Genomic DNA, 26,256 nt, shown 5'->3' on the forward strand with positions numbered 1-26,256 from the left:
ACCTATTGACACTTTGAACACATTCGCGCAAAGTGTTCAAACGTGAAGCTTGTGAAGACGGCGGGTCCGCGCGGTGAGGTGCCCGAACCGATTGTCGCGGCCGTCGCGCAGACCCTGGTCCGCTCGGGAATCCAGCGTTTCAGCCTCTCGGCGGCCGCGGACGAGGCGGGCGTCTCGCGTGGAACCATCTACAACTGGTTCGGCGGCAAGAAGGAAGCCATCGATGTGGCGGTCGGCTTCATCGCGGGCGCCTTCATCGAGCTGTTCGCCGGGGCGGTGAGTGCCAAAGCCACGCTGACCGAGCAGGTGGGCGAGGCGGCGGTACGCATTAGCGATCACCGGGCCTGGTCCGACCGCCTGGATCCGACCCTGCACGTGTCGAACGTGCTGGAGCTGGTGCTTGAGGAGTGCGGTGACGACCTGATGCGCCGCTCGGTGGAGTTTTGGGTGCCACAGGTGCAGGCGGCCAAGAAGCGCGGCGAGATCGGTAGGGACGTCGACGCCACCGAAGGCGCTGAATGGATCATGCGGACCCTGATGAGCATCGAGGTGTTGCCCGCCATCTCCGTGGACCTGAAAGACCCGGCCGTGGTGCGGGACTACTTCTCCCGGTTCATCCTGCGTGGGTTGGCATGAGTGACATCGACTGTCAGGTGGCGATCATCGGGGCCGGCCCCGGTGGCATCGCCGCCGCTCACTACCTGCGCCGACAGGGTATCGACGACTTCGTGATCTTGGACCGTGCCGACGATTTCGGTGGTACCTGGCGCGATAACACCTATCCGGGCCTCGCCGTGGACATCCCGGTCTTGTTCTACCAGTTGAGCTTTGCACGCACCGGCCGGTGGAACAAGCTCTTCGCCGACGGTGCCGATATCCAGCGTTACCACCTGTCGGTGGTGGACCGCTTGGGTTTACGCAAGCATTTCCGGGGCGGCAGCACCGTTACCGCCGAACGCTGGAACGAGGACCGCAGCCACTGGGAACTCACCGTCGCCGGGAAGCCGACGGTCCGCGCCCGGTATGTCATCAGCGCCGTGGGTGGATACATCGACACCAAACCCGGCCCGGACATCCCCGGCCTCGGCGACTTTCGCGGCAGAACCATGCGGCCCAACGCGTGGGACCACTCCTATGACCACGCAGGTAAGCGCGTCGCGGTGATCGGTACCGGCTCCAGCGGCATCCAGATCGCTCCCGCAGTCGCGGAAACCGCCGCGTCGGTCACCACCTTTCAGCGCACCCCCGCATGGATCATTCCTAAACCCAATCCGAGTATCTCGCTACGCGGGCAGCGGATTCTCGGTGCGCCGTTTGTTCTGACAGTCATCAACGCGCTGATGATCGTATCGATGGACGTCGCCCAGGCGGTGCTGTTCCATCTGCTGCCGCTGCTACCGGAATCACTGCTGCGCAAGATGATTCCTCGATACGACGATATGGCGCGCAGGTGGTATCGCAAACTGCTCGCGGACACCGTCCGTGATCCGGCGTTGCGTGAGGCCTTGATGCCGAGCTACGGGATTCTGGCACGGCGCACCATCTTGTCCAATGACTTCCTGCAGGCCGTGGATGCCGGAGCCGTTCGGCTGGTGACCGATCCCATCACGCGGATCACCGCAAATGGTATCGAGACGGCAGACGGCACCCATCACGACGTCGACCTTCTGGTATTGGCGACCGGATATGAGATCTACACGGATCCGGAGCACTACCTGCCCGGAACCGTGCGGGGCCGTGGCGGATTCGACCTGGGTGAGTACTACCGCGACCACGAGATGCGGACCTACGGCGGCGCGGCGCTGCCTGGCCTGCCCAACCGTTGGGTGTTGGTGGGACCCGAGGGCAACCAGGGGCAGGGGTGGCACGCCATGGTGGAGGCCAACGCGCGTCACACCGCCCGGGTCATCGCCGAATCTGTACGGACCCGCCGAGAGATTGCCGAAGTAAGCCAGCGTGCCTTCGACACTTGGGTGCGGCGGATGGCCCATCAGAGCAAGGCGATCCGGTTGTACGCGACCGACTGCCAACCGCCGCTGAGCACCTATTTCGTCAACTCGAAGGGGGAGGCACGCTACTACCGGCCCCAAACGGTAAGCGAAATGAACTGGTTCTCAACGCATTCCCGACTCTCCGACTACTCATTTCGTCCGGCATCGATCCAAGCGAGGGCTTCCCATGGAAAAAGATCAGAACAATCAGCCTGATAAACCACTGGCCGGCCGGGTCGCGTACATCACGGGGGCGGGGCGCGGGCAGGGCCGCGCACACGCCGTCCGGCTGGCCGCCGATGGCGCCGACATTGTGGCCATCGACAGCTGCGACAAGCCCTCGCCCTATAACGAATACCCGGCCACCACCGCCGAAGACTTCGACGAGACCGTCTCCGCGGTACGGGACCTGGGCCGTGAGATTGTCGCGGAACGTATCGACGTAAGGGACCTTGCCGGGCAGCAGAAGGTGATCAACGAAGCGATCACCCGGTTCGGTCGGCTGGACATCGTGGTCGCCAACGCGGGCATCGCGAGCTGGGCGCGGCTGTGGGAGATCGAGGCCGACCAGTGGCGCGACGTCATCGACGTCAATCTGACCGGTGTGTGGAACACCATCAAGGCGGCGGTCCCCGCAATGATCGAAGCAGGCAACGGTGGGTCCATCATCACGGTCAGCTCATCGGCCGGGATCAAGGCAATGCCCGGCTGCGGCCACTATGTGGCCGCTAAATTCGGTGTCGTGGGTTTGACGAACTCACTGGCGGTTGAGCTGGGGGAGTATGGAATTCGGGTCAACTCCATCCACCCGTATGGAACCAACACGCCGCTGGCGGCCGACGAGTCGGTGCTGCGGATGTTCGAGAAGTACCCGGGTTATCTGCAGAGCTTTAGCCAGACACTGGTGGACAACGACAGGCTCGTCGAACCTGCCGAAATCGCCGAGGTGGTGGCATGGCTCGCCGGCGACGCATCCGGTGTCATGACCGGCGCCCAGATTCCCGTCGACAAGGGGTACTTGAAGCGATGACCACTTGTCCGTTCGCCCCCGGATTCGATTTCACCGACCCGGACCTCATCCAACAGCGCGTCCCCGCCGATGAGTTCGCGTATCTGCGCAAGACCGAACCCATCTGGTGGAATGCTCAGCCCAGGGGAGTGGCCGGATTCAACGACAACGGCTACTGGGTAGTCACCAAACATAGTGACGTCAGAGAGATATCGCGGCTCAACGAAGTCTTCTCCAACAGCCTGAACACCACGGTGGTGCGCTACAACGAGGACATCACCGCCGAGCAGCTGGATATCCAGCGCGAGAATCTGCTGATCGACATGGACGAGCCGAAACACCGCATCCTGCGGCGCATCGTGTCACCGCTGTTCACTCCCAAGGCCGTCAACGGATTACACGAACGGCTGGTGGTGCGCGCCAGGGACATCGTAGAAGCGGCTGCCGAAAAGTCCAGCGGCAATTTCGTGTCCGATATCGCCTCGGTGCTTCCCATGCATGCCATCGCGGATCTGGTGGGCATCCCGGAGTCGGACCGCCAACAGGTGCTGGACTGGACGAATCAGATGTTCGCCTACGACGACCCGGCGATCGGTAAAGACACGGCCACCACCGCAACGGTCTCTATGCTGGGCTACGCCTACGCGATGGCCGAAGAGCGACAACTGAATCCGCGCGACGACATTCTCACCGGACTGGTCCAGGGCGCGTACGAGGACCGCCCACTCACCCCGCTGGAGTTCGCCTACTTTGTCATCCAGCTCATGGTCGCGGGGAACGAGACCTCTCGTAACGCCATCACACATGGGGTGCTGGCCTTCGCCGACAACCCGGCACAGTGGGAGCTGTACCGCGAGCGCCGCCCGCAGACGACGGCTGACGAAATCATCCGCTGGGCCAGCCCCATCATCGCCTTCCAGCGCACGGCGCTGCAGGATGTCGAGCTCGGTGGTGTGCAGATCCGGAAGGGGCAGCGCGTGGGAATGTTCTACGCCTCGGCCAACTTCGACGAGGACGTGTTCGATGACCCGTTCACCTTCAACATCGAGCGCGACCCCAACCCGCATCTGGCCTTCGGCGGACACGGCATCCACTACTGCCTCGGCGCGAACCTGGCCCGGCTGGAGATCGGCATCATGTTCGATGCCATGGCCGACAGGCTTCCGGATCTGATGCCGACCGGGCAGCCCACCCGCTTCAGATCGGGGTGGATCAACGGTGTCGTGTCGCTGCCCGCCAGCTACCGAAGGTAGATATCCGTGCGTAACCGCTACGCAGGAACTCCCTTCGCCACATCCACGCAGGAGATCGCGGCGGCCCTCGAGTATGTGAGCGTCCCGACGCTGCTGTTGTCGCTGGTGCATGTCACCGGGGATCCGCAGTACATCCGGGAGTTCAAGCAGGCCGCCACCTTCCTCAACGAAGTGCAGGGTTTCATGTCCGAGGAGGACAAGGCACGGGCCCGCCGGGTGGCACTCGACGTGATTGTCGACTACCGCGATCGGGGCTGCCCCGACCCGGAACCACTGGATGCCGGCGTCGTTCGGGAGATGATGGATTGGGCGGCCTGCGAAGAGGTTCCCGAACAGTACTTGTCGTTGGTTCTGGAGGAACTCGATCTCGAGGGCGCCGACCCGCGGCGCGCCGAACCCCTGGAGTCGACTCAGACCGACAGCATGCCCGTCGTCGTGATCGGCTGTGGCGAATCAGGGATCCTGGCGGGTATCAGGCTCGCACAGGCCAACATCCCGTTCACCATCATCGAGAAGAACGCGGGTCCTGGCGGAACCTGGTGGGAGAATACGTATCCGGGTGCCCGGGTGGACGTCGCCAACCACTTCTACTGCTACAGCTTCGAGCCGAGTGACGGCTGGAGCCACTACTTCGCCGAGCAACCCGAACTGCGCGACTACTTCCAGTCGGTTGTCGACAAGCACGGTCTCGGCAAGCATGTGCGGTGGCAGACCGAGGTGGAGTCGGCCACTTGGGATGAGAGAGACGCACGCTGGAAGGTGTGGGTGCGCACCAGTGAGGGTGCGATAGAGGAGCTTTCGGCCCGGGCAGTGATCAGTGCGGTGGGTCAGCTCAATCGTCCGAACATTCCGCATTTCGCTGGTGCCGGGACCTTCGCCGGCCCGGCCTTTCACTCGGCGCGCTGGGACGAATCGGTAGATCTGGCCGGACAACGTGTTGCCCTCATCGGTGCGGGTGCCAGCGGATTCCAGATCGCGCCGGCCATTGCCGCGACCGTCGAGCACCTCACCGTGTTCCAACGCACCCCGCAGTGGATGTTCCCCAACGCGATGTATCACGACCAGGTCCAGGACGGCGTGCGATGGGCGATGAAACATCTGCCGTTCTACGGGCGCTGGTATCGGTTCCTGCTGATGTGGCCCGGGGCCGACAAGGGACTGGACGCCGCCGAGATAGATCCGCACTACCCAGACCAGGACTACGCGGTAAGCGCCATCAACGCCGCCGCCCGAATGATGTTCACCGACTGGATAACCCGGCAGGTCGACGGGGATGAACGCTTACTCGCCCAGGTACTGCCCGAGTACCCAGCCACCGGCAAGCGGACCTTACAAGACAACGGAAGCTGGCTACGCACCCTGCGTCGGGAGAATGTTGAGCTGGTGCGTACACCCATTGCCCGGATCGAGCCGGACAGCGTCGTCACCGGGGACGGCGCCGTCCACCCGGTTGATGCAATCGTGTACGCCACCGGATTTCGGGCCACCGAGGTGCTCTGGCCGATGCGAATCACGGGACGCGACGGTGTCGAGCTGCGTGACATGTGGGGTGCGCGGCCGTACGCGCATCGCGGGATCACCGTGCCCGGGTTTCCCAATTTCTTCATCCTGTACGGACCCGGAACACACCTGGCTCATGGCGGAAGTCTGATTTTCCAGTCCGAGCTGCAGATGCGGTACATCACGCAATGCCTCGAACACCTGGCGGCCGATAGCGGCCTGACCATGGAGCCTGAGCGACAGGCAGCGGCGGAATGGCATCGCCGCACGCAGGACCAGATCAAGAAGATGGTGTGGTTGCACCCGGCCGTCGAACACTCCTACTTCAAGAACGCGGATGGCGAGATACACACCGTCAGTCCCTGGCGACTACCCGAGTACTGGCATGCGATCCGCAGCCCGGACTGGTCTGAGTACGTGTTTACCAACACCGGAAAGCCCTGACCTGCGATGTCGGCGGCACAGTGTGCGTGCAACCGCAAGGGTCTAACTTTACTTTTCTCCCTGATCCGTAAGCGGTAGCATCGCGGCATGTCCGAACACTTTGACGTGCTCATCGTCGGCGCCGGCATCTCCGGCATCAGCGCCGCCTGGCACATCCAGAACCGCTGCCCGTCCAAGACCTATGCGGTGCTTGAGGCCCGCGACGATATGGGTGGGACCTGGAATCTGTTCAAGTATCCAGGTATCCGGTCGGACTCGGACATGTACACGTTGGGGTTCCGCTTCTCGCCGTGGAACGACAGCCGCACCCTGGCGGACGGGCCTTCGATCCTCGACTACGTGCACAAGACCGCGGCCAACTCCGGAATCGACGGTCATGTCCGATACCGCCACAAGGTGGTCGGAGCGGCCTGGTCCACCGAGACCCAGCAGTGGACGGTTCAGGTGGATCACGACGGCAAGACCGTCGAGTACACCTGTTCCTTCCTGTTCTGCTGCAGCGGCTACTACGACTACGACCAGGGTTACTCGCCCGAGTTCCCCGGCGTCGCCGACTTCAAGGGCACCGTGATTCACCCGCAGCACTGGCCGGAGGACCTCGACTACAAGGGTAAGAAGGTAGTGGTGATCGGCTCAGGCGCCACTGCGGTGACCCTGGTTCCGGCGATGGCGCCCGATGTCGGACACATCACCATGCTGCAGCGCTCACCCACCTACATCCTGTCGCTGCCGAACGAGAACCCGATCATCAACGGTCTGCGAAAGATATTGCCGGCCAAGGTCGCCTATCCGATCGCCCGCTGGATTAACATCGGCCAGCTGATCTTCAGCTACCAGGCCAGCCGCAAGTTCCCCAAGGCCGCGCGGCGGATCATCATGCAGCAGGCCAAACTTCAGCTGCCTAAGGGCTATGACTACAAGACCCACTTCGGTCCCAAGTACAACCCGTGGGACGAGCGTCTTTGCGTGGTGCCCAACGGCGACCTGTACAAGACCATCCGCAAGGGCAAGGCCGATATCGTCACCGATCACATCGAGACATTCGACGAGACCGGTATCAAGCTCAAGTCCGGTAAGCATCTCGACGCTGACATCATCATCACCGCAACGGGTTTGAACCTGAAATTCTTCAGCGGTGTCATCCCGACGGTTGATGGCGTGCCCGTGGACTTGCCCGCGCAGACCGTGTACAAGGGCGCGATGCTCACGGGCATCCCGAACATGGCGTTCACCATCGGGTACACCAACGCCTCGTGGACACTCAAGGCGGACCTGGTATCCGAGTATGTTGGGCGTCTGCTGAACTACATGGACGAGAACGGCTATGTCACAGCGGTTCCCGAGCTGGCCGACGAGACGCTCGAAAAGCAGCCGTTCATGGACTTCACGCCGGGCTACGTGCTGCGCGCGCTGGATGAACTGCCCAAGCAGGGTGACAAGCACCCGTGGCGTTTGAAGCAGAACTACGCCTATGACGTCGGGATGATGCGGCGCAGCCGGGTCAGCGAGGGTATGCGCTTCGGCAGAAAGAAGGCCGCCACCGAGACAACACCGGTGGCCGTCAACAGCTAGATCTTTTCTGCAGAACGGCCGGGTGTCATGCGTGGACACCCGGCCGTTCGCTGTCTACGGAGCGCTACGAATGGACGCCCGTAATCACTAGTTCTGTTCGGGTGCAGCCTGATCCGTGCTCGCGGCGATCAGCATCGGAAGCATCGGGCGCATGGGTAACAGACGTTGCACGGCGGTCAGGAGCCGCGCCGTCCAGTCGGTGGTCGATGAGGGATCTTTGATGCTGTCCAGGGCCACTCCTTGGCCCATCGCGACGCAAAGGCGGGCAAGGTCTTGCACGCTTGTCTCCGGAAGTTCGAGGTCGTCGTCCAGCTGCGAGATCACACCGGCAACGTGGTCCAGCATGGTTTTGTCGCGTGCCGCGAGTTCATCGTTCAATGTCGAATTGCGTCGGGCAACCAAGGCGAGCTCGATCTTCAGCAGGGCCCAGCCGGTATCGCTGAGTGATTGCTCGATCCAGTCCTGAAATTTTTGAACGCGATCCTCTGACGATCCTTCGGCGAGCGTGGTGCGGTAGCTCTCCAGAACCTGTTCGGTGTGACGGTCGATGACCTCCAGTGCCAACGCCTCTTTGCTGGGAAAATTCGAGTACACGGCGCCGCGACTGTAACCGGCTTCTTCGGCCACCTGTTCGTTCGACGTCGCGGCGAAACCCTGTTGCAAATAGAGCTGGGTCGCAGACTCCACCAGCCGGGCCTTTGTCTGAGCCTGGGCTTCAGAACGAGTCAATCGCTTGGCCACGACCATTGAGTCTATGCGGTCGCAGGCACTTGCCAGGAGAGAAGTCGCCGGCAACGCCGCAGCGTATCGAGGGCAGAATCCCTCATCCGCCGACGCTGCATAATTTTGGGTACATTACGTAACCAGATAGTCGCAGGGATCAAAGGATGGAGTTACATCGTGGGACGACACAACCGGCCCTCCGTCGTCGACGATGCGCCCGCCGACACAGACTGGAGCGCCGACTTCCTGGTCGACGGCGAAGTGACCGGGGTATCGCCCGTGGTGATCGATCCTGACCTCGCGTTCTCCCCAACGCCGCCGCCCTGGTTCAGGGGCTGACCGGGCCCAGGAGCCTATTCAGATACCTACCGCTGAACACGCCCCCGGGATCCAGCCGGGCGCGGACCTCCTGGAAGGTCCGCCATTGCGGATACCGCTCGCTGAGCTGCCCGGCGGTCAAAGTGTGCCGCTTACCCCAGTGAGGTCGGCCGCCAAGCCCGATCAGGATGGGTTCAAGGTCGTGGAAGTAGGGCTCCCATAGACCGTGAACGGTCTGGTGCACTGCCAGGTAGACGCTCTCGCGGCCGTAGGCCGGGGCCAGCAGCGCATCATCGGCCTGGGTGAAGCGGACCTCGAGCGGGAAGGCGACCCGATGACGATTTTGTTCAATCGTGGCCAGCACGGTCTCGATCGCATCACGCGCATTTGTCAGCGGAAGCGAATACTCCATCTCGGTGAACTTCACCTTGCGGGGACTCGCGAACACGGCGGCGCTTTCATCCTGCGACTCATTCGAACCCGCGAGGTTGGCGACCAATCTGGATATGTAGGGGGCAGCCACGGGTAGGCGCCCGGCCGTCCACATCAGCGCGCCGAGTGCGCCGTTCTCCACCAGGTCGCGCTCGACCCAATGCCGCACCGGATGACTGGGCCACCGATCCTCTTGGGTGCGTGTCGACTCCAGCAGCAGAACCCGTCGCGTGTGTGGAAACAAATACAGCTCAAGGTGATCGGTCTCGGCCAGCAACGTGGGCAGATTGGCCAAGACGGTGTCCAGGTCGTGCACGGACTGACGCCGGTACAGCCGGAAGGCCGGAACACATTGCAGGGTGAGTTCGGTGACCACACCCAGCGCGCCCAACGAGATTCGTGCGGCGCGCAGCTCATCGCCGCTGTCGATCTCATGAATCGTGCCGTCGGCAGTCATGATCCGCATCGACACGATGGTCTGCGAGATATTGCCGAATCGCAGGCCAGTCCCGTGCGTTCCGGTGGCGGCGGCCCCGGCAAGGGTCTGGACGTCGATATCGCCGAGGTTCGGCAGCGCCAGCCCGCGCCGCAGCAGCTTGCGGTTCAGCTCATGCAGGTTGATGCCGGCCTGGACCCGCACCCGGTCGTGTTCGTCCACCGAGATCAGTTGCCGCAGTTCGGAGATGTCGACCTGTACGCCGTCGGTGACGCACAGCTCGGTGAAGGAATGCGATGAGCCGATCGGCCTCACCGTTCGTCCGGCGGAGCGTCTCAGGGCGAACGCCAGCTCGTCCTCGGACCGCGGACGCACCACAAGGTCTGGGGCGCAGGATGTTTGACCACTCCAGTTGCGCCACTGACTCATAGGAACATCATTCCCTCGCCGCGATAAGTGGATACCGCACCCGCGTGTTGACCGTCTTCGACCAGCTGCAGTTCGGTGAAGTGCTCACAGAGCTCACCGGCCTTGGCGTGCCGGAACCACACCACATCGCCGATCCGTAGTTCACGCGCACCCCGTAACGGTGTCTGTACCTCACCGGCGCCCTCAGAGGCCTCAAAGGACAAACCCGCAGGCCACGATGGCAGCGGTACACGGCTGGCTCCGGCGGGGCCGCTGGCGATGTACCCACCGCCCAGCACGGTGGCGAGCTCGGGACTCGGCTTGCGTACCACCGGCAACGCGAACGCCGCCGCGGGATCCAGCCGCAGGCTGCGATAGTTGTCGAAAAGAGCAGGAGCGAAGAAACCCGACCCGGCCGCTAGTTCGGTGGCGAATCCCAACCCCGCGATACGGGCCAGGCTGCCGGTGCCGCCGGAGTTCACCAGTTCCAGCGGCGGTGCTCCGGCGGCGCGAAGCCGCGCGCTCACCGCGTCCAGAATCCGGGGAAGGCGCTGGCCGAGATCCCGCAGCGAAGAGGCCTGCATTCCACGAACCGCCAACTGGTACCAGGGATTTCCGGGGACGATATCGCCCACACCGGCGATCTGCCCGTCATAGGCCATTATCGCGGCGAGCCGCAGACCGGGTGTGGCGCACACCAGGTCGGTGAGGGCAGCTGCCTGCTCAGGGGTGCGCACCGGCGATCGCTTGGGCCCCAGATGAACCGGCCCATCGAGAGGCCGCCACCCGGCATCGATATCGAGACATACCGGGATCGGTGCATTCGTCTCATGCGCGATGTCGGCCAGTAGACGGACATGGTCGGCAGAATCGATCAAGGGGCGGATGACAGAACGATGCCGCGCCGCGGTGGCCAGGGCTCCCCGATCGACACTCGGGTAGGCGATCAACAGATCGTCGACCCCGGCGTCGGCGAGGTGCACGGCCTCTCCGGGGGTGAAGGCAAGGACCCCGCGAAACCCCGGTATCTCCAAGAATTTCCGAATCAACGCGGTGCTGCGTATGGACTTACTGGCCACCCTGATGGGTAAGCCGGAGGCGGCGGACACCAAGGACGCGGCGTTGGCCCGCGCCGCGTCCATATCGACCGCGGCCAGCGGTACGGGCGCCCCCCGCAGTGCCGCGGCCAGCCGCCGTATCGACATCAGGCAGGAACCACGACAACGCCGTCATGGTCGGCGTAACAGATCGCACCCGGCGTGAAGTCGATACCGCCAAAGCTGACGACGATATCGCGTTCCCCGGCACCGGTTTTGGTGCCCTTGCGGGGGTTGGTGCCGAGAGCCTTGATGCCGATGTCCATGGTGGCCAGGGCGGCACTGTCGCGCACCACCCCGTTGATCACCAAACCCGACCAGCCGCTGTCGACGGCGATCCCCGCGATGATGTCGCCCACGAGCGCGCAGTGCAGCGAGCCTCCACCGTCAATGACCAGCACACCACCTGAACCTGGTTCCGAGAGAATCGATTTCAGCAGCGCGTTGTCATGGTGGCAGCGCACCGTGGTGATGACTCCGGCGAATACCGGACGCCCACCGAACTGGGTGAGCTGAAGATCGCAACTGGCCATGTCGATGCCCAGTTCGTCTCCCAGGTCGGCGGTCGGTTGGGGGGTGATCGGTGCGGTCGTCATACCCCAAGCCTATTCGTCAGTCCCTACGGCTGGGTCTCCGCATAGGCGATCACGACGTCGCGCAGCCACTGCGCCAGACCGGGCTCGGCACCTTCGTAGTAGGCCCGGGCTGGACGCCCTCAAGCCTTTTTCCGACGCGGCCGGGCCACGCGGATCAGCCCGATTCGACGGAGTCCTCGCGGCGACGCCGCCGCCGCAGTACCAACAGGACGAGAATCGCGAATGCGGCCCCGACCGCGATCTTGAGGTTTGGTGCTTGCCGGCCCGCCTCGGGTGCGGGGCCGGGAATCGGTGGTGGGGCCGAATCGACGGTCGACTTCGCCTGCGCGGCAGTCTCCCGGGTCGCCGCCGCGAGATCGGGCTGAGCCGGTGCGGGTGCGGGCTTGGGTGCCTCCGGCTTGGGAGCTTCGACGACCGGCTCGGGAGTGGGTTCAGGCTTGAGCTCCGGTTCAGGCGCGGGCGCGGGCTTCGGTACCGGTGGCGCGGCAGGCTTGGGGGCCTGCGGCTGGGGAGCTTCGGATGCCGGTGCCTCGGCGGGCTTCGCCTGCTTGACGGGCTTCGGCGCGGCCGGCGGCTTCGGGGTCGGGGCAGCACCGGACTCGGGTTCGGCCTTGGGGCCCGACTTCGGCGGCGCCGTCGAGCCGGCAGGTCGCTTGGCAGGTGCGCGTTTGGCCGCCGGTCGCTTCGCGGCCTTCGCGGGGCGGGCCGGGGCCGCGGGCTTAGGTGCCTCGCCGCCAGCGGGCGTCTCCGGTGTCTGGTTGGGCTCGTTAGCCGAATTGTCCTGGTCCGCCATGCGCCTGCTCCTTCGCAAGTTTCGGTCGTCCTGGGTGTTCGTGGCGCGCTCTCGGCCACGATGGGCGGCTCACACCCGAATCTCTGCCGCCCCGCCGTTGTCCATCATGCCGTCACACCGGAAAAAGGCCAGTCGTCCCCCCTGACGGCCTACGACTGACGACGTTGAGTCCAGATGAGTGCCGCACCCACAGAGACCACCACAGCCACCACAAACGGCCACATAGGAAGGTCGCCGTCGGTCGGATTCGCCGAAGGTACGGGGGCCGAGGAACTTGTGCCCGACGGCTGCTGCGACACCACCGGCGCGCCAGCGGAGGCCGGTGCACCCGAGCCGGTGACGGTGAACTGCCAGGATCCGTCGACCGGGTGGCCGTCCTCGGAGATCACCCGAAAGTTCACCGCGTACTTCCCGGCGGGCGCCCCCGGCTTCACTCCGACCGAGATCGTCGCACCGGCCACCACCGGGTCGCCGGCCTGCCACTGATCGGTCTTGGCATCCGGCCCGATGATCGTCATCGCGGAAAAGCGCTTCTGCAACGGCTCGTTGAAGGTGGCGCTGACCTGGGCGGGAGGCCCGGATAGCACGGCATTCTCGGCCGGATCGGAAGACACCTTGACGGCGTGCGCCGCCGCCACACCCGGCAACGCCAGGCCCAGCGCCAACACGATGAAGGCCGACAAGAACACGGACACGGACTTGCGTAGAACAGACATCACTGTTGCCTCCGTCGATTTGTCACCGCAAGCACGAGCGCGACGGCACCAAGGATCAGACCGATCCCGCCGAACCAGCGGGCCGTCTTGTCCGGATGCCCCGCACTCTGCGCGGAATCATGGGTTGCGGACACCTGCGGTGCGTGCGCGGAGTGTCCATCGTGGTCGGCCTTGCTCTGCGTCAGATCGAGGGTGGGCGCAGGGTGCTCCGGCTCGGCACCGCCGGGCTGAGCCTGCTGATCCCACCTGACGACCTGACCGTCGGCGTAGGTCTGCGTTGCCGGGAATGTCACCGAATCGGTCTCGGGGAGCTTGACGCGCACCCGGAACAAGGCGAACTGGTCGGGCCCGATCCCGTTGCCCGGGACAGCCTTCCAGGTCACCGCCCTGACCGTGCCCTTGGCGGCGTCCCGATCCACGGTACTGGTCCAGCCGGGCAGCAGCTCGGTGCTCGCCGAGCCCACGTCCGGCAACTGGACGGTCAGTTCGGTGGTCAGCGCCTTGCTCTGGGACTCATTGGGAACCGAGAACTCCAGCGTTGCGTAGCCACCGCGAGCGGTGTTGTCTGCGGTCACGCGCACATGCGCGGAGGCCGGAACAGCAAGCGCCAATAGCGCGGCGGCTGCCGCGGCTGACGCTGTCGCCAGGCGGGGGAACACGCGCATCGACTACCTCACCCCGAGTCGGGCAAGTAGGTCGGCGTCGATGCCGTCGAGCTCGCGGGCGATCGCGGCATGAGCCGCGCGTCGGCGGGTCGGCGGCATGTGCTCGGAAGCTCCCACCGCAGTACCGAGCTCCTCCAGCCGGGCACGGACCGCCGAGGTGAACTTCTTGGTCTCCGCGTCCTTGGGCGCCCTGTCGAGCACGGCCTGCAGGGACTGCTCGGCGCCGGCGATACGAGCCGACAACTCCGCCCCGAACCCCGAGTACTGGCCAAGCTCCGCCAGCGGTATCCCGAGGCGGTCGGCGCGGCGTTGATCCAACACCCCACGGACCGCGATCGCGCCCTTGTACAACACCGGTAGCAGCACCGGGGCCAGCAGCCGCACCACCGTCAGCGTGCGCCTGATCCGGGTGGGTGAGAGCAGCTTGCCCTCACGCACTGCCCTGAGCTGGTCCTGGGCGATCTGCCGCTGGGCCTTCAACGTCGCCAGCTCTGTCTTGCGTGAGTCACGCCGGGCGGCGGATTCAGAGCGCGCTTGCATGTGCATCCGTCGCCGGTCGTTACGCGCCGCCAAGCGGGCTTCGAGCTTGGCTTTCGCCTTCAGAGCCCGAGCCTCGGCGCGTTTTGTCGAGCGGCTCTTGCGGCTGGTGAGAAAACCCATCCCAGCGGCCTCCGTTCATCGCGTTGCGAGTGTGGCGCTAACCCTAGCGCGCCGACCTGCGCTGGCCCCCTGCGGATAGGGCGGCGTATTTAGGTGGTCGCGCCGCGCGCTGCAAAGGTTCCCCGCGGCCCCCAGCGAAGTCCAGGCAGCAATCATTTAGGCGGCTCAAGGGGAACATGAGGTGAAAGGGCCCACAATTCGTCACAGATATTTGACCTGCGAGCAAATCACCGGCATGCTGTTCGCCGTGGGGCGACATCGTGCAAAACCGAGCGGGCGGAGCCAGCAGCTGAAGCGTGCCTCGGCGCGTGCTGCTGTGGTGACGGTGCTCAGCTCGGGGACGCTCATGGGGGGCTTTGGAGTATTCGCCATATCGACGCCGGCCGCGGATGCAAAACCCGGCGGCGGATCAGGTGGCGACAACGACCACGACCACGGCTTGGGTGGTGCAATCCACAAGATCACCGGTGGCCTGCTCGGCGGGGGATCCGGTGGCGGCGGTGGGCCGGGCAGCGGCGGCACGCGCAGCGCGCCCTCATCTCCGAGTTTCGGCAAAAGCCTGCACGGCGGCTCTGGATCGGAAAGCGCGGCGGGCAGCAGCGGTAGCAGTGATTCGTCCAAGGGCGACAAGGACAAAGACAAGGGTCCCGGAGCGAATGTTCCGAAGCCGGGATCTGCGGGCTCCAGCGGTAACTCCTCCGAACATGTCTCCGGTAACTCCGGCTCGAGCACCATCGGTGGCGCCGGTTCCAGCATCAACGGTTCCGGTTCGAGCACCAGTACCTCTGGTACCACCGGTAGCACCTCGGGTGTGGGAATCGGTGGGGGCACCGGGATAACGCTGCCGCATTCCGGTGGTACTGCGGGTGCCCACACCCCGAACGCAGAGTCCCCGTCGGTTGAAAACCCTAGTGGCACAACAACTCACACCGAAGAGTCGCCGACCTTGAAGGGCGCATTGGGCTCTGTCGCGGGTGCGATGGCCCCCAAGACGCAGACTGCCACGACGCCCAAGGCCGACACCGCGACCTCGCCGCACAACGCGACGGCGCCAGGCGCGACTGCCGGCACGCCGGCTCCCGGCACACACACAGAGCACGAGACATCGGCCGAGGAGCCCAAGGTTCCCGGCGTCACCCTCAATGTGGGTGGGCGCACGATCATCATCTGGAAGAAGAAGCCGAGCACCTCGACGCACACGCCTGGCGCCGGCGGCGGTACGACGCACGATCATGAGACCACTCACGAGCACGACACAACGCACGATCATGAGGGCGAGCACTCCCCCGTGATCACGCTGCCCGGGCTTCCGAACCTCGGCGGCATCCCGAATCCGGATGCCCCCTTCGGCGGCGCGGCCGGAACGCGCACTCCGGGCGGAAACCCCGGCATCCACACCGGACCCATCGCTCCGCCGACCGTGCCCACGCCCAAGGCTCCCGCGGTCGCCATCGCGGCACCGCCCGCGCCGCCGGTTATCGCTCCGCTGGCGCCTGTCGTACCCCCGGCGCCTCCGGTTGTCACCATCAAGCAGGCCGAAGGGGGCCGCGGTGGCGACGCCATCGTGACCGCCGGCGGGACCAAGCAACCCGAGGCGGTCACCAAACCGATCGAGCAGTTCGTCGCGGCCGAGACCATCGCGCCGCGTACCGGTTACGGCGACTACCTCCGATTGACGAAGACCTCCGAGATCGCCGCGGTAGCCATTCCGGGTGCTGTGGGCATCGCGATGATGACCTTCGTGGGAGGCGCCATCGGGTACCGGCAAGCCAAGGCCGGGCATACCGTGCGTGCCTCCGCTGCCGCCCGCTTCCTGGAGTAGGGGAGAATCGATACAGCACCCCGCTAGGGGTCTGTCCGGGAAGGCACACGGTGAGGGGAGACACACATGGGTGCAGGCCGTCGTGTGACCGACGCCGTCAGTGCTGTGCTCGACCTCGCCCCGCGTAAGGGTGAGGTGACACTGACGGCCCTCGTCGAGGCCGTTGGTCGCGATCGGGACCGGTCCATCGAGATCATCTCGGCTGATCTGCCGCCCGGCGTATGCGGTCAGTGGCGCCAGTACGAGAACGAAGACATCTTCATCATCCAGCGTGGCCTACCCACCTGGGACCGGACCCTGGCCCATGAACTCGGGCATGTGGTGTTGCGGCACGAGGGCATCTCTGTGGTTGAAATGGCTAGGGACGAAGCCGAATTCGCCAGCGATGACCTCATCGCGTACATGCTTTCTCAGCGCACCGGCTGCATGGGGGCGGCCGGGATGGAGGCCGAACAAGAGGCCGAGGACTTCGCGGCGCTGCTGCTGTACCGGCTTGGCCGACTGCCATCTGATCGCGCATCCATTGTTCAGGTGAGGCTCGGGGAGGCCTTTGGGTGATCGCCTGGGTGATTGCCGGGCTGCTGGGGATGGCGACGGGTTTGCGCATCGGGTGGGTGCTCGTCCACAAACAATCCCCGGTGAGTACCGGCATGATTGTTGCGTTGGGGAGCCTGGCACTTGTATCGGCGCTGAACTGGGAGCCGCTGACGATTCTTGTGGACAGCTCGCTGGGCTGGCCAAACATTTCGGTGGCCGTGAGCCAAGCCGCGCTGACGGCCTGCGCGGCGGGCAGCTGCGTGATGATCACCAGTATGTCCGCGAACCGCACCGCGGCGGACAACAGGCGATGGGCGCGGTGGCAGTACCTGGCCGCAGCCGTGATCGCCGGCGCCAGCCTCGCCGTGTTCTTCTCCCGTGGCCCGCAGCCCGAGATGACACCACGCGATTTTCTGAAGCACGACCTTGGCGGATTCGCCTCTGGCACAGCCTGGCTCATCCCGATGCTGTACATCGCCGTGGCGCTTTCGGTGGTCTTGTGGGCGGGGATGGCCTACTCGAATCGCAGCCGCCGTGGTCGCGCCCTGTTTCTTTTCACCGTCGGGATCAGCCTGCTGGTACTCGCCGTTTTGGTGGTCGCAGGCGTGGCTGTGGCCCAGTCGGAGTATGTGACGATCGGGACCGCGGCCACACTGATCGGCTGTGCGATGGCGATGGTGGCGGTGGGATCGTTGTTGCCGACCTTCGAGACCTGGCTGGTTGCTCGCCGCGAAATGTTCGTACTGGCACCGTTATACAAGGACCTGAAGAAGCGGCAGCCGGATGCGGCGATCGGAGTGCGGCCCCGTGGACCGCTCGCCTTCCAGGTGGCAGATCGCATGGCGTACATCTCCGACGCGCTCTTCCTGGAAGCAATGCACGCCCAGGGGCTTGACCCAGAGGCGGAGGGTGAGGGCGATATCGAGCTCGGTGTGGAGCCGGCCAAGCTCGACGTGCCGCCCGAAGTGCAGGCACATGCGGTAGTGAAATGGGTTCTTACCAAAGGTGATCCGAAGGAGAACTTCCCAGGCCCGGAATGGCTACACCAGCCTGACGGATACTCCGATCGCGAATGGATTCTCGCGATCGCCACTGAGTACCGCAGACTGGTGCATGCCGAACGTCGTTCTTAAGTTGTACATCGCCGTCCCCTGTGCGTACTCCGCCGACTCGATGAGCGGTGAACGCCAAACTGACCGGTCCTTCCCCGAGTGGACCGGCCAGGCGAGCGGCGGACTAGCTGTCGAGACCCTCTTGACGACGGTATTCGTCGACGGCCTGTGTAATGCGGTCCTGCGCCTCGACGGACAGACCCACGGTGCGGGCTGCGATCCGGCGGACGCCCTCGTCGCGCATGTTGGCGAGCCAGGTCAGTTCCTGATCCAGCTTCTCGTAGTACTCGTCGTCGGTGAAGTACGCCGGCTTGATCCGGAAGAAGTTCGCGAGTGCCTTCATGGTCGCCGACGAAGGGTTGGTGCGGTTACCCGATCGCAGCTGCGACAGGTATGGCGCGGACATCGTGATGCCCTCGGAACGCAGGGCCGCGATCACCTCGGCAGAGGTGTGAGGGCCGCGTCCGGGCGGATACACGGTGTCGAACAACCGATTCAGACGTGCGGTGAACGTGGTGCTCATCGAGCCTTACCTCCACAAACAGATAAAGTTGCTAATTCGGGGGACGTATTTGCTGCCCATCGTAACCTTAATTTTGCCTGGAGCCAAGCGCAACCACCAAGTTCGCCCACGGTGGACATAGTGTTCGGTTATCCAAACCTGCTAGCTCGGGCACATCTGTGCAGCGTCCAATATTCGGGACGATCTGGGAATCTTCGTTCTCAGGCAAATGATTGATGAATCCCCAGGGCGACGACTCGGAGACCCCGCCGCGGGCTGTGCGGGGAAGCGGCATTCGTTTCCTAAGTCGGCCGGACACAGGGCCCGGCGGTATAACCTGCTTCGTTGCTACTGACACCGACGCCGCGCTTTCTCGGCGCATGCCTCGCTGACCTGGCACGATGTCATGCCCGTGACGATAACGGCAGCTTGCGATTATGGTGCGAATCGCCGCGCAGTCGTAACGTTTAAATACTGGAACATCGACCGCAAGTGTGGTCGCCAACAGGGCATCCCCTCTGACCAGCGGTAAATCCGCCACTACTCGCTGTGAGCAAGATCACAGCAACCCAGAGCGACGGGGGGCGGTCACTGCCACGCGATGAAACCCTTCGGCGCCGCCTCGGATCCTTCAGAACCGGACTCGCGGCGACTGTCGCCATCGTTCGTCGCGAGCAGACGTGGCGGATCGGCACGGCGTGGCGAAGTGCCCGATGTAATGGAGACCGTGCTAGCGCACACCCCGCCCGCCGGAGAGCCGCACCATGTGCCGGTGGACCGATGGTGGCTGGGAAGGGTGACCGCGGCCTGCGCTGTCGAGGCGCCGGGCCTGTCTGCAAGGAATGAGGAAATGGTCGCCAGGAAGAGGAAAGAACTCGCGTGGGTGGTCGCTGGTTCGGCATCGTCGTTTGCGCCGTTCTTGCACACCGCGGCCGATTCGCGGAGCCGGTAAGGGCCGAACGCGCGTGGAAGGCGGGGCGCTTCAGGGCTCGTGGCCCCGTGGACGCGGCTGATGGCCACGTAGAGGCCATGAACTGCTGCCGGATATCTTCCCCCTGTCGCGACACGTCTGAATATGCGCAGCGGGGCGCACAACTCATGGGCCGGACACGACGTCGAGACTGCCGTGGGCAGGCCGATCGAACGCCGTCAGGTCTTCGGCCATCCGCTGGCGCGGCGCGGCCCGATCTGGAAAATTCCAGCGGGCGAGTGGATTTCAGCTTCACGAAGCCGCTTCGTGGCGTCTAGCCGGGAAGTCGAGTCTTCCCAATTCCCTTATGCGGCAAGCAGCATGGCCAAAACGGCCGTATCGGGGTCGCTGATGGGATCGATGCCCACTCGGCTCACCACCGATGTCACCGTGCCATCCGACTCGGCCTCGACCCAGGCGGCGCGGTGCTCCAGGCCCAGGTGTGGCAATCCTGGGAGAAGAAGGCAACCGGAGGCCGCGCCAAGGCACTCGGGCAGTGTCGGGTTGGTCTCAGACGGTGGATGGAGCATCAGCAACGCGGGTGGTTGGTGTTCCGCAAAACGCCCGGGTGCGACGGCGGACTCTCCAAGCACCGTTCCTTCGGCGATGACGAGTCCGACCATGCCGGGCGCGGGATCGTCGGGTAAGTCTTCGCGTGCGCCAAAAATCGTTGTGGTGGAAAGTAATCCGGGCAGCGTGGCGATGCGCACGGTCACGATCAGCAGCTGCATCCATTCTTTGGTGGAATCGGGCCAGCGGCCGCACACCACAAACCCTCTGAGTGCTCCGCCCGCATGGAAGGGCGCGATCTCGATCGGCTGATCGGAACTGGTTGCCATATCTGCCTCCGCGACATCACAATCCACATTGCGCGACGCTGCTTATTCCAGAGTTACCATGCGCGGAGTCGGCCCGCAATCGCTAGCGGACACGCCGGTAACACACTTGGGCCCCGGATTTGTAACAAACCCGGGGCCCAAGCGAAGCAGCAAGATCAGCCGAAGATCAGACCTGATGTCTTCGTGGTCGCCGCGGTGTAGCGGTCCTGCACGTCGGCCCAGTTGACCACGTTCCAGAACGCCTTGACGTAGTCCGCCTTGACGTTCTTGTACTGCAGGTAGAAGGCGTGCTCCCACATGTCGACCTGAAGCAGCGGGATGATGCCCAGCGGGACATTGGCCTGCTGGTCGTACAGCTGGAAGGTCAGCAGCTTCTGCCCCAGGCTGTCGTAACCGAGTACGGCCCAGCCCGAGCCCTGCAGGCCGTTGGCCGCGGCGGTGAACTGCGCCTGGAACTTGTCGAACGAGCCGAACTGGTCGTCGATGGCGGCGGCCAGATCGCCGGTGGGCTTGTCGCCGCCGTTGGGCGACAGGTTCTTCCACCAGATGGAGTGGTTCACGTGGCCACCGAGGTGGAACGCCAGGTTCTTCTCGTTGAGGAAGATCGCGGCGTGGTCGCCCTTCTCGCGAGCCTCTTCCAACTTGGCGACAGCGGAATTGACACCCGCGACGTATGCCGCGTGGTGCTTACTGTGGTGCAGCTCGTTGATCTGTCCCGAGATGTGGGGCTCCAGCGCTCCGTAGTCGTAGTCCAAATCGGGCAGTGTGTACTCAGCCACGAGATTCCTTTCGGCTTGCTTCGTATCCGCGTGTGTGCAGATCCATTCAATGAGAAGACACGGCCAAACCGGTTTCACCGGATGCGCCGGCCTACCGATTCAACCCTGCTCTATTGCGCAACGCGTCGCAAGGACGCACGCATCCTCAATTGGTTACCCAATGTTGGCCGGATCAAACCGGGCGCCGAATATCCCGGCTAGATCAGGATGAGAATCGCGAGGCCGGCCGCGAGGATGACGGCGATGACTAGCGCGCGGAATGCCGCGACGCGGTAGGACGTGTTGTAGCAGCGAGGTGTCAGCTGCCAGCCGGAAGTGGACATCGACTCATGCCCTGCCGACTGTGCCGTCATCGTTGCCCTCCTGCTCACATTGCAACTACCCTCACGGTGAGATGAGTCACAGCATCTCGCGTGTGACGGTCATCATAGCTCCAAATCGCGATGCGCGAAAATTCACCCTGCGTGTACCTGGAAACCCCAGCTAGACCAGCAAATTGGTGGGATGCAACGGCGTACCATTGAGCCCATGGCTTCTTGGGTAGATAACGTTCGCGATCAGATCCTGGGACGGCTCGAGGAAGGGCTCAAACCCGGAAAGTCGGCAATCGTCGAAGAGGGTGCGGCCCTGCCGGGGCGTGCCACGCCGATTCGGGTGTCCGGCGTCCATTTCGTCAACGGCCGCACGATCGTGCCGCCCTTTCCCGAGGGGCTGGACACCGCAGTGTTCGGGGAGGGCTGTTTCTGGGGTGCCGAGCGTGGGTTCTGGAACCTGCCGGGTGTCTATTCGACGGCCGTCGGCTATGCCGGGGGCTACACGCCCAATCCGACTTACGAAGAGGTGTGTTCGGGGCGGACCGGTCACTCCGAGGTGGTGCTGGTGGTGTTCGACCCCCGCGAGGTGACCTACGAACAGCTGTTGGTGCAGTTCTGGGAGAGTCATGACCCGACCCAGGGCATGCGGCAAGGCAATGATCGCGGCACGCAGTACCGCTCGGTCGTCTACACGACCAGTGAGAGCCAGGCGGCACAGGCCGCCGAGAGCGCCGCGCGGTACGGGGCGGCTCTTGCTGAGGCCGGGTATGGCGCCGTCACCACGGAGATTGCTCCGTTGGACGGCCCGCTGGGGGATTCCAAGTCGGCTTCTCGGACCTTCTTCTATGCCGAGGAGTACCACCAGCAGTACCTGGCGAAGAACCCGAACGGATACTGCGGTCTAGGTGGGACGTCGGTGTCCTGCCCGGTCGGACTGGATGTGCCGCCCGGTGGTCCAGCGCAGGCGTGAGCTATCCCACGGCAGCGACTATGAATTCGCTAACTATGCACAGGCAGTGCTACGGTTCCCCGTCGCCCGCCCTGCTGAGCGCCGCTACGAAGTCCTGGCCAGCGCAAATGCAAATGAGCAGCATGTGGTTTGTGGATCAACCTGTGGATACTGTGGATAAGCCGACATTGCTGTGGCGTGCGTCACACTGTGAAAAGTTGCAGGCGCGGCAGGTGTCATACCGATCAAGCGACAGGAATGGACGATGAGTTTCCCCTCGGGTGATGAGGTTCCACAGGTCGGCATCCACGAGATCTCGGCCGCACTGGATCTTGGTGTCAAGTTGCTTGACGTCCGTGAGGACGACGAGTGGGCGGCCGGCCATATCGACGGCGCGCAACATATACCGCTCGGTGATGTGCCCTCCCGGATGGACGAGCTGGATCCGGATGCTCCGCTGTGGGTGATCTGCCATGCGGGCGGGAGATCTCAGCGCGCGGCCGCCTATCTGAACCGCAACGGATTCGATGTCAGCAACGTCTCTGGTGGCATGTTGGCGTGGGTACAAGCAGGTAAACCCACCATCAGCTGAGCGCCTGGCGACCAACCTCGCGGGTTGGTCGCCGTGCACTACTCGCTGCCGATTGCCCCCTCAGGCCGTTACGCTGGACGAATGATCCAGGTGTGCTCCCGCTGCGGTACCCAGTGGAACGTGCGTGAGCAGCGTCGATACTGGTGCCCGCGGTGTCGGGGCACGCTGCTTGAGCCAGGCATAACCGCTCCGGCGCGCCATGCCGCGCCGGTATCGCGTCCGCCCGCTGCTGCGCAGCCATCGGGTGGCAAGTATTGGGTTCCGCCCGCCGCACAGGGGCCCGTGGCAACACCGACCGGGCGTCCGCCGGCCCGTCCGACACGGCTGCCCGCGGGATATCGATGGATTGCCGTGCGCCCTGGCTCGCCCCCGACCGCCACCCGCCGCCGCCGTCCGCTCGGGCCGACGCCCCGCTACGCGTACATCCCGCGCTGGGGTCTGGTCGACCACATCGAACCGGCGGGATCCTCACGCCAAGGGATAGCCGGGGGTCGTGTCCCCAGCCGGGTGCTCGAAAGGCTCCTGCTGGCCACAATCATCACCCTGGCAATCGTTTCGTGTGCCCATTTTCTTCGATATGCGTTGATGGTGTACAACCGCGGAGCCCTGATTCCCAGATTCGTCGCCAGCACGTCGAACGGGCTAGTGCTCTTCAGCGTGGCGCTCGCCTTCGCGGTGATGGTGGCGACCGCGTGGTTCCTCACCGAGTGGATGATCGCGCGTCGGGCCGAAACATATCGGGACCTGGGATTTGAAGATCCACGGGCGCGCTGGGAGATCCGCGTGGGGTGTCTGCTGCCGATCGTGAACATCGTCGGCGTACCCCTACTGCTGCTGGAGCTCGCCAAGATAGAGAACCGCTGGTACCGGCAATACCGAAACATCGTGTGGTGGTCGATTCTGTGGGGCGTGACCTGGCTGCTGGTGCTGGTGACCTGGGTGGCCCGTGACTCGGTCACTGTGCAGGGAGTAGCGGACAACGCGCTGTTCACCGCCATCGACTACGCGATCGCGGCGGTAGCGGTCTGGTCCCTTCGGCGTGTGTACGACGGCTTCACCGCGCCGGAAGGACATCACCGGGCAGTGCGCTGGCTGGCGGTGGAATCTCCGCAAGGGCCAGTCCCGATCGACGCCGATCAACCCGATGTGCCGGCGACACGCGAGGACAATTCCGGCGCTGCGGTTGAACGGACGGGGCAGGAACCGGCAGCATTGGAGCGTGACCGAGTCGCCGGAGCCTGGTGATGGGGAGGACCTTCAGCTCGTGCAAGGAGCCGACGAGATAGACGGCAGGGCCGAGCGTCACCCGTTCGTCGTCGCGCACCGGGGTGCGTCGGCGGATCGGCCCGAGCACACTCTTGCCGCGTACGAGCTCGCCCTCGAAGAGGGTGCAGATGGTGTGGAATGCGATGTTCGCCTCACTCGTGACGGACAACTGGTCTGCGTCCACGACCGCAGGGTGGATCGCACGTCCGACGGGACCGGATTGGTCAGTGAGATGACACTGAGCCAGCTGCGCGCGTTGGACTTCGGAGGATGGCACCCCGGCGGAGCGGAGGCTGGACCGAGCACCGGGCTGCTGACCCTCGAAGAGCTGGTCTCCCTGGTGCTCGACTGGAACCGCCCGGTGAAACTGTTCATCGAAACCAAACATCCGGTCCGCTATGGATCGTTGGTGGAAAACAAGGTGCTGGCGTTGTTGCATCGGTTCGGCATCGCCGCACCGGCGTCAGCGGATATGTCGCGGGCAGTCGTCATGTCGTTCTCGGCAGCGGCGGTATGGCGTATCCGTCGCGCGGCGCCCATGCTGCCGACCGTGCTCCTGGGTGAGACGTCGCGATATCTGGGAGGCAGTGCCGCGACCACCGTGGGAGCCACTGCGGTGGGGCCCTCTATCGCCACCTTGCGCGAGCACCCGGAATTGGTCGACCGGGCTGCGGCGCAGGGGCGAGCCACCTACTGCTGGACCGTCGACCATTACGAAGACGTCGAATTCTGCCGGAGCATAGGTGTCGCCTGGATAGCCACCAACCATCCCGGCCGCACCAAAGCATGGTTGCAACGGGGCCTCACCGGCACCGCGCTGTAGTTGAATTTCTGTCATTAACCCCTATTTGCTACGCGGGTCAGGCCCATAATCAACCTTGTGGCTGGTGACGCGTCGCTGACATACGGGGAGGAGTACAGACTCGCCACGCGCGCGTTGCGAGTCAGCCGCAACCTGGCTCCTCTCAAGATCGCTATCGGATTGCTGTGCATGTCGATCGTGATCTTCGGGGTACTCATTCAGCTCCATCCGATGGGGCCGCACGGGTTGTTGCTGAGAGTCATTCACGGTGTATTGGTGGCTTCTTCGTTGGTTGTTGGGGTGTGCTGGATCGTGCTGCCCTGGCCTAAGCGCCGCACCGCGATCGCCTTCGTGTGCTGGGCGGATATCTCACTGTTCATCGGTGCGTGCATGCTCTCGGCGCCGGCGTCCCGGCTGGGCGCGATTTCACATATGGGCCTGGTGGGTGTGTTCGCAGCGTTCTTGCTCGGCTGGCGGGTGCTGGCCGCTCACTGTGTCTTTGCGACCGCGGCGGTCTGTGCCATCACGGTGTGGAATGTCCATCTCGGTGAGGCGACACTTTTCGAGCAGTACGTCTACCACGCACCCGTCATCTCCTCGGTGGTGTTGTTACCCCTCATCATCCAGGCCGTGATCGAGGGTGGTAGGAGATCGCTGACAGCAGTCTCCATTGCGGCACACCAGGATCCGCTTACCGGATTGTTGAACCGCCGTGGTGTGCAACTGGCGTTGAGCTCACTGTTGTACGGGCAGCGCGCCCCGCGAATCGTTGCCGTCGTCTTGGTGGACGTGGATCGTCTCAAAGAAATCAACGACACGCTGGGACACGAGGCGGGCGATGAAGCCATCAAAGCCGTCGCTCAGGTGCTCACCGCTACTGCCCGGGCCAGCGATATCACGGCCCGGGTGGGCGGTGATGAGTTCATGATCGTCGCCTTGCATGATCGGGCCGAAGAAGCAGTCGCGTTTATCGAACGGGTCAGCACACCGCGCGCTGGTATCGGACCCCACGGTGCCACCGTCAGCATCGGATCGGCCTGGCAATCGACGGGCGATGATGGCTTTGATTTCGAGTCTCTGCGCAGAACCGCAGATGAGGTGCTCTATCGCGTCAAGCGCGCTCGCGATTCGGACCTCAGTGCGGCGTCCTAGATCTCGG

General features: G+C 64.2%; 27 protein-coding genes. 15 read left to right on the forward strand and 12 right to left on the reverse strand.

Annotated features, from left to right (window positions below; translation table 11 throughout):
• Positions 1 to 42 precede the first annotated feature (42 nt).
• The 6 genes from BB28_RS00480 (at position 43) to BB28_RS00505 (ending at position 7,769) form a co-directional block, all read left to right on the forward strand.
• Complete coding sequence (locus BB28_RS00480) at positions 43 to 636, forward strand: TetR/AcrR family transcriptional regulator (RefSeq protein ID WP_046252073.1); 594 nt, start codon at positions 43 to 45, stop codon at positions 634 to 636.
• Positions 633 to 2,207: a flavin-containing monooxygenase gene (locus BB28_RS00485; protein WP_046252075.1), complete on the forward strand. Its 1,575-nt coding sequence runs from the start codon at positions 633 to 635 to the stop codon at positions 2,205 to 2,207. Before BB28_RS00480 ends, BB28_RS00485 begins: the two co-directional genes overlap by 4 nt.
• Entirely contained in the window at positions 2,179 to 3,021 is an 843-nt protein-coding gene (locus BB28_RS00490) for a mycofactocin-coupled SDR family oxidoreductase (RefSeq protein ID WP_046252077.1), read from the forward strand. The genes BB28_RS00485 and BB28_RS00490 overlap by 29 nt, the downstream gene beginning before the upstream one ends.
• Positions 3,018 to 4,253 carry a cytochrome P450 gene (locus tag BB28_RS00495; RefSeq protein ID WP_046252078.1) on the forward strand — a complete coding sequence of 412 codons (1,236 nt, stop codon included), beginning with the start codon at positions 3,018 to 3,020 and terminating at the stop codon, positions 4,251 to 4,253. Before BB28_RS00490 ends, BB28_RS00495 begins: the two co-directional genes overlap by 4 nt.
• Before the next feature lie 6 nt (positions 4,254 to 4,259).
• A complete protein-coding gene (locus tag BB28_RS00500; RefSeq protein WP_046252079.1) occupies positions 4,260 to 6,197 on the forward strand; it encodes a flavin-containing monooxygenase in 1,938 nt (645 codons plus the stop codon).
• Positions 6,198 to 6,284: 87 nt separating this feature from the next.
• Positions 6,285 to 7,769, forward strand: a complete 1,485-nt coding sequence (locus tag BB28_RS00505) for a flavin-containing monooxygenase (protein WP_030096181.1) — start codon at positions 6,285 to 6,287, stop codon at positions 7,767 to 7,769.
• A gap of 87 nt (positions 7,770 to 7,856) precedes the next feature.
• On the opposite strand, the gene BB28_RS00510 is transcribed toward BB28_RS00505, so the two are convergent.
• A complete protein-coding gene (locus BB28_RS00510; protein WP_052740072.1) occupies positions 7,857 to 8,516 on the reverse strand; it encodes a TetR/AcrR family transcriptional regulator in 660 nt (219 codons plus the stop codon).
• A gap of 153 nt (positions 8,517 to 8,669) precedes the next feature.
• Between BB28_RS00510 and BB28_RS24855 the strand changes: the two genes are divergently transcribed.
• Complete coding sequence (locus BB28_RS24855; protein ID WP_162269691.1) at positions 8,670 to 8,831, forward strand: hypothetical protein; 162 nt, start codon at positions 8,670 to 8,672, stop codon at positions 8,829 to 8,831.
• On the opposite strand, the gene BB28_RS00515 is transcribed toward BB28_RS24855, so the two are convergent.
• The 7 genes from BB28_RS00515 to BB28_RS00545 all read right to left on the reverse strand — a co-directional run bounded on the left by BB28_RS00515 (position 8,821) and on the right by BB28_RS00545 (position 14,613).
• Entirely contained in the window at positions 8,821 to 10,107 is a 1,287-nt protein-coding gene (locus BB28_RS00515; protein WP_046252081.1) for a D-arabinono-1,4-lactone oxidase, read from the reverse strand. The two genes, BB28_RS24855 and BB28_RS00515, sit on opposite strands and share 11 nt — an antisense overlap.
• Complete coding sequence (locus BB28_RS00520) at positions 10,104 to 11,291, reverse strand: amino acid deaminase/aldolase (protein ID WP_046252083.1); 1,188 nt, start codon at positions 11,289 to 11,291, stop codon at positions 10,104 to 10,106. Before BB28_RS00520 ends, BB28_RS00515 begins: the two co-directional genes overlap by 4 nt.
• Positions 11,291 to 11,779 carry a ribonuclease E activity regulator RraA gene (gene rraA, locus BB28_RS00525; RefSeq protein ID WP_046252085.1) on the reverse strand — a complete coding sequence of 163 codons (489 nt, stop codon included), beginning with the start codon at positions 11,777 to 11,779 and terminating at the stop codon, positions 11,291 to 11,293. The genes BB28_RS00520 and rraA overlap by 1 nt, the downstream gene beginning before the upstream one ends.
• Positions 11,780 to 11,933: 154 nt before the next feature.
• On the reverse strand, positions 11,934 to 12,572 hold the full coding sequence (locus tag BB28_RS00530; protein WP_046252087.1) for a hypothetical protein: 639 nt from the start codon (positions 12,570 to 12,572) through the stop codon (positions 11,934 to 11,936).
• Positions 12,573 to 12,721: 149 nt separating this feature from the next.
• Entirely contained in the window at positions 12,722 to 13,288 is a 567-nt protein-coding gene (locus BB28_RS00535) for a copper resistance CopC family protein (protein ID WP_046252088.1), read from the reverse strand.
• Positions 13,288 to 13,953 carry a YcnI family copper-binding membrane protein gene (locus tag BB28_RS00540; protein ID WP_046252089.1) on the reverse strand — a complete coding sequence of 222 codons (666 nt, stop codon included), beginning with the start codon at positions 13,951 to 13,953 and terminating at the stop codon, positions 13,288 to 13,290. Before BB28_RS00540 ends, BB28_RS00535 begins: the two co-directional genes overlap by 1 nt.
• A 3-nt stretch (positions 13,954 to 13,956) precedes the next feature.
• Positions 13,957 to 14,613: a DUF6474 family protein gene (locus tag BB28_RS00545; protein WP_046252090.1), complete on the reverse strand. Its 657-nt coding sequence runs from the start codon at positions 14,611 to 14,613 to the stop codon at positions 13,957 to 13,959.
• Between the two features lie 316 nt (positions 14,614 to 14,929).
• Between BB28_RS00545 and BB28_RS00550 the strand changes: the two genes are divergently transcribed.
• From BB28_RS00550 to BB28_RS00560, 3 genes are all read left to right on the forward strand, one after another.
• Positions 14,930 to 16,435, forward strand: a complete 1,506-nt coding sequence (locus BB28_RS00550) for a hypothetical protein (RefSeq protein ID WP_046255413.1) — start codon at positions 14,930 to 14,932, stop codon at positions 16,433 to 16,435.
• 66 nt (positions 16,436 to 16,501) lie between these two features.
• Positions 16,502 to 16,993: a M48 family metalloprotease gene (locus BB28_RS00555; protein ID WP_030096171.1), complete on the forward strand. Its 492-nt coding sequence runs from the start codon at positions 16,502 to 16,504 to the stop codon at positions 16,991 to 16,993.
• Positions 16,990 to 18,105, forward strand: coding sequence for a hypothetical protein (locus BB28_RS00560; RefSeq protein WP_046252092.1), 1,116 nt, complete (start codon positions 16,990 to 16,992; stop codon positions 18,103 to 18,105). The genes BB28_RS00555 and BB28_RS00560 overlap by 4 nt, the downstream gene beginning before the upstream one ends.
• Positions 18,106 to 18,208: 103 nt before the next feature.
• Here BB28_RS00560 and BB28_RS00565 read toward each other — a convergent pair whose 3' ends face one another.
• The 4 genes from BB28_RS00565 to BB28_RS25285 form a co-directional block, all read right to left on the reverse strand.
• Positions 18,209 to 18,607, reverse strand: coding sequence for a secretion protein EspR (locus tag BB28_RS00565; protein ID WP_046252093.1), 399 nt, complete (start codon positions 18,605 to 18,607; stop codon positions 18,209 to 18,211).
• A gap of 1,254 nt (positions 18,608 to 19,861) precedes the next feature.
• Positions 19,862 to 20,395: a hypothetical protein gene (locus tag BB28_RS00575; RefSeq protein ID WP_046252096.1), complete on the reverse strand. Its 534-nt coding sequence runs from the start codon at positions 20,393 to 20,395 to the stop codon at positions 19,862 to 19,864.
• A gap of 155 nt (positions 20,396 to 20,550) precedes the next feature.
• Complete coding sequence (locus BB28_RS00580; RefSeq protein WP_030096167.1) at positions 20,551 to 21,174, reverse strand: superoxide dismutase; 624 nt, start codon at positions 21,172 to 21,174, stop codon at positions 20,551 to 20,553.
• A 197-nt stretch (positions 21,175 to 21,371) separates the two neighbouring features.
• Positions 21,372 to 21,527, reverse strand: coding sequence for a hypothetical protein (locus BB28_RS25285; RefSeq protein WP_101312434.1), 156 nt, complete (start codon positions 21,525 to 21,527; stop codon positions 21,372 to 21,374).
• 175 nt (positions 21,528 to 21,702) lie between these two features.
• Between BB28_RS25285 and msrA the strand changes: the two genes are divergently transcribed.
• The 5 genes from msrA (at position 21,703) to BB28_RS00605 (ending at position 26,249) form a co-directional block, all read left to right on the forward strand.
• Positions 21,703 to 22,458: a peptide-methionine (S)-S-oxide reductase MsrA gene (gene msrA, locus BB28_RS00585; RefSeq protein WP_081252329.1), complete on the forward strand. Its 756-nt coding sequence runs from the start codon at positions 21,703 to 21,705 to the stop codon at positions 22,456 to 22,458.
• Between the two features lie 244 nt (positions 22,459 to 22,702).
• Positions 22,703 to 23,029 (forward strand): rhodanese-like domain-containing protein, encoded by a 327-nt coding sequence (locus BB28_RS00590; protein ID WP_046252097.1) that lies wholly within the window; start codon positions 22,703 to 22,705, stop codon positions 23,027 to 23,029.
• A gap of 81 nt (positions 23,030 to 23,110) precedes the next feature.
• Positions 23,111 to 24,274 carry a DUF4328 domain-containing protein gene (locus BB28_RS25410; protein ID WP_109550443.1) on the forward strand — a complete coding sequence of 388 codons (1,164 nt, stop codon included), beginning with the start codon at positions 23,111 to 23,113 and terminating at the stop codon, positions 24,272 to 24,274.
• The gene (locus tag BB28_RS00600) at positions 24,249 to 25,118 is read left to right on the forward strand and encodes a glycerophosphodiester phosphodiesterase (RefSeq protein ID WP_109550442.1); all 870 of its coding nucleotides are present in this window, start codon (positions 24,249 to 24,251) and stop codon (positions 25,116 to 25,118) included. Before BB28_RS25410 ends, BB28_RS00600 begins: the two co-directional genes overlap by 26 nt.
• Before the next feature lie 75 nt (positions 25,119 to 25,193).
• The gene (locus BB28_RS00605; protein WP_046255417.1) at positions 25,194 to 26,249 is read left to right on the forward strand and encodes a GGDEF domain-containing protein; all 1,056 of its coding nucleotides are present in this window, start codon (positions 25,194 to 25,196) and stop codon (positions 26,247 to 26,249) included.
• Positions 26,250 to 26,256 lie beyond the last annotated feature (7 nt).

It is taken from the genome of Mycobacteroides chelonae CCUG 47445 (assembly GCF_001632805.1).
Classification (GTDB): Bacteria; Actinomycetota; Actinomycetes; order Mycobacteriales; family Mycobacteriaceae; genus Mycobacterium; species Mycobacterium chelonae.

Bases quoted from the DNA above. Each gene is read 5' to 3' on its own strand.
- BB28_RS00485 (WP_046252075.1), top strand. From the start codon at position 633: ATGAGTGACATCGACTGTCAGGTGGCGATCATCGGGGCCGGCCCCGGT.
- BB28_RS00490 (WP_046252077.1), top strand. From the start codon at position 2,179: ATGGAAAAAGATCAGAACAATCAGCCTGATAAACCACTGGCCGGCCGG.
- BB28_RS00495 (WP_046252078.1), top strand. From the start codon at position 3,018: ATGACCACTTGTCCGTTCGCCCCCGGATTCGATTTCACCGACCCGGAC.
- BB28_RS00505 (WP_030096181.1), top strand. From the start codon at position 6,285: ATGTCCGAACACTTTGACGTGCTCATCGTCGGCGCCGGCATCTCCGGC.
- BB28_RS00510 (WP_052740072.1), bottom strand. From the start codon at position 8,516: ATGGTCGTGGCCAAGCGATTGACTCGTTCTGAAGCCCAGGCTCAGACA.
- BB28_RS00515 (WP_046252081.1), bottom strand. From the start codon at position 10,107: ATGAGTCAGTGGCGCAACTGGAGTGGTCAAACATCCTGCGCCCCAGAC.
- BB28_RS00520 (WP_046252083.1), bottom strand. From the start codon at position 11,291: ATGTCGATACGGCGGCTGGCCGCGGCACTGCGGGGGGCGCCCGTACCG.
- rraA (WP_046252085.1), bottom strand. From the start codon at position 11,779: ATGACGACCGCACCGATCACCCCCCAACCGACCGCCGACCTGGGAGAC.
- BB28_RS00530 (WP_046252087.1), bottom strand. From the start codon at position 12,572: ATGGCGGACCAGGACAATTCGGCTAACGAGCCCAACCAGACACCGGAG.
- BB28_RS00535 (WP_046252088.1), bottom strand. From the start codon at position 13,288: ATGTCTGTTCTACGCAAGTCCGTGTCCGTGTTCTTGTCGGCCTTCATC.
- BB28_RS00540 (WP_046252089.1), bottom strand. From the start codon at position 13,953: ATGCGCGTGTTCCCCCGCCTGGCGACAGCGTCAGCCGCGGCAGCCGCC.
- BB28_RS00545 (WP_046252090.1), bottom strand. From the start codon at position 14,613: ATGGGTTTTCTCACCAGCCGCAAGAGCCGCTCGACAAAACGCGCCGAG.
- BB28_RS00555 (WP_030096171.1), top strand. From the start codon at position 16,502: ATGGGTGCAGGCCGTCGTGTGACCGACGCCGTCAGTGCTGTGCTCGAC.
- BB28_RS00565 (WP_046252093.1), bottom strand. From the start codon at position 18,607: ATGAGCACCACGTTCACCGCACGTCTGAATCGGTTGTTCGACACCGTG.
- BB28_RS00575 (WP_046252096.1), bottom strand. From the start codon at position 20,395: ATGGCAACCAGTTCCGATCAGCCGATCGAGATCGCGCCCTTCCATGCG.
- BB28_RS25285 (WP_101312434.1), bottom strand. From the start codon at position 21,527: ATGACGGCACAGTCGGCAGGGCATGAGTCGATGTCCACTTCCGGCTGG.
- msrA (WP_081252329.1), top strand. From the start codon at position 21,703: ATGGCTTCTTGGGTAGATAACGTTCGCGATCAGATCCTGGGACGGCTC.
- BB28_RS00590 (WP_046252097.1), top strand. From the start codon at position 22,703: ATGAGTTTCCCCTCGGGTGATGAGGTTCCACAGGTCGGCATCCACGAG.
- BB28_RS25410 (WP_109550443.1), top strand. From the start codon at position 23,111: ATGATCCAGGTGTGCTCCCGCTGCGGTACCCAGTGGAACGTGCGTGAG.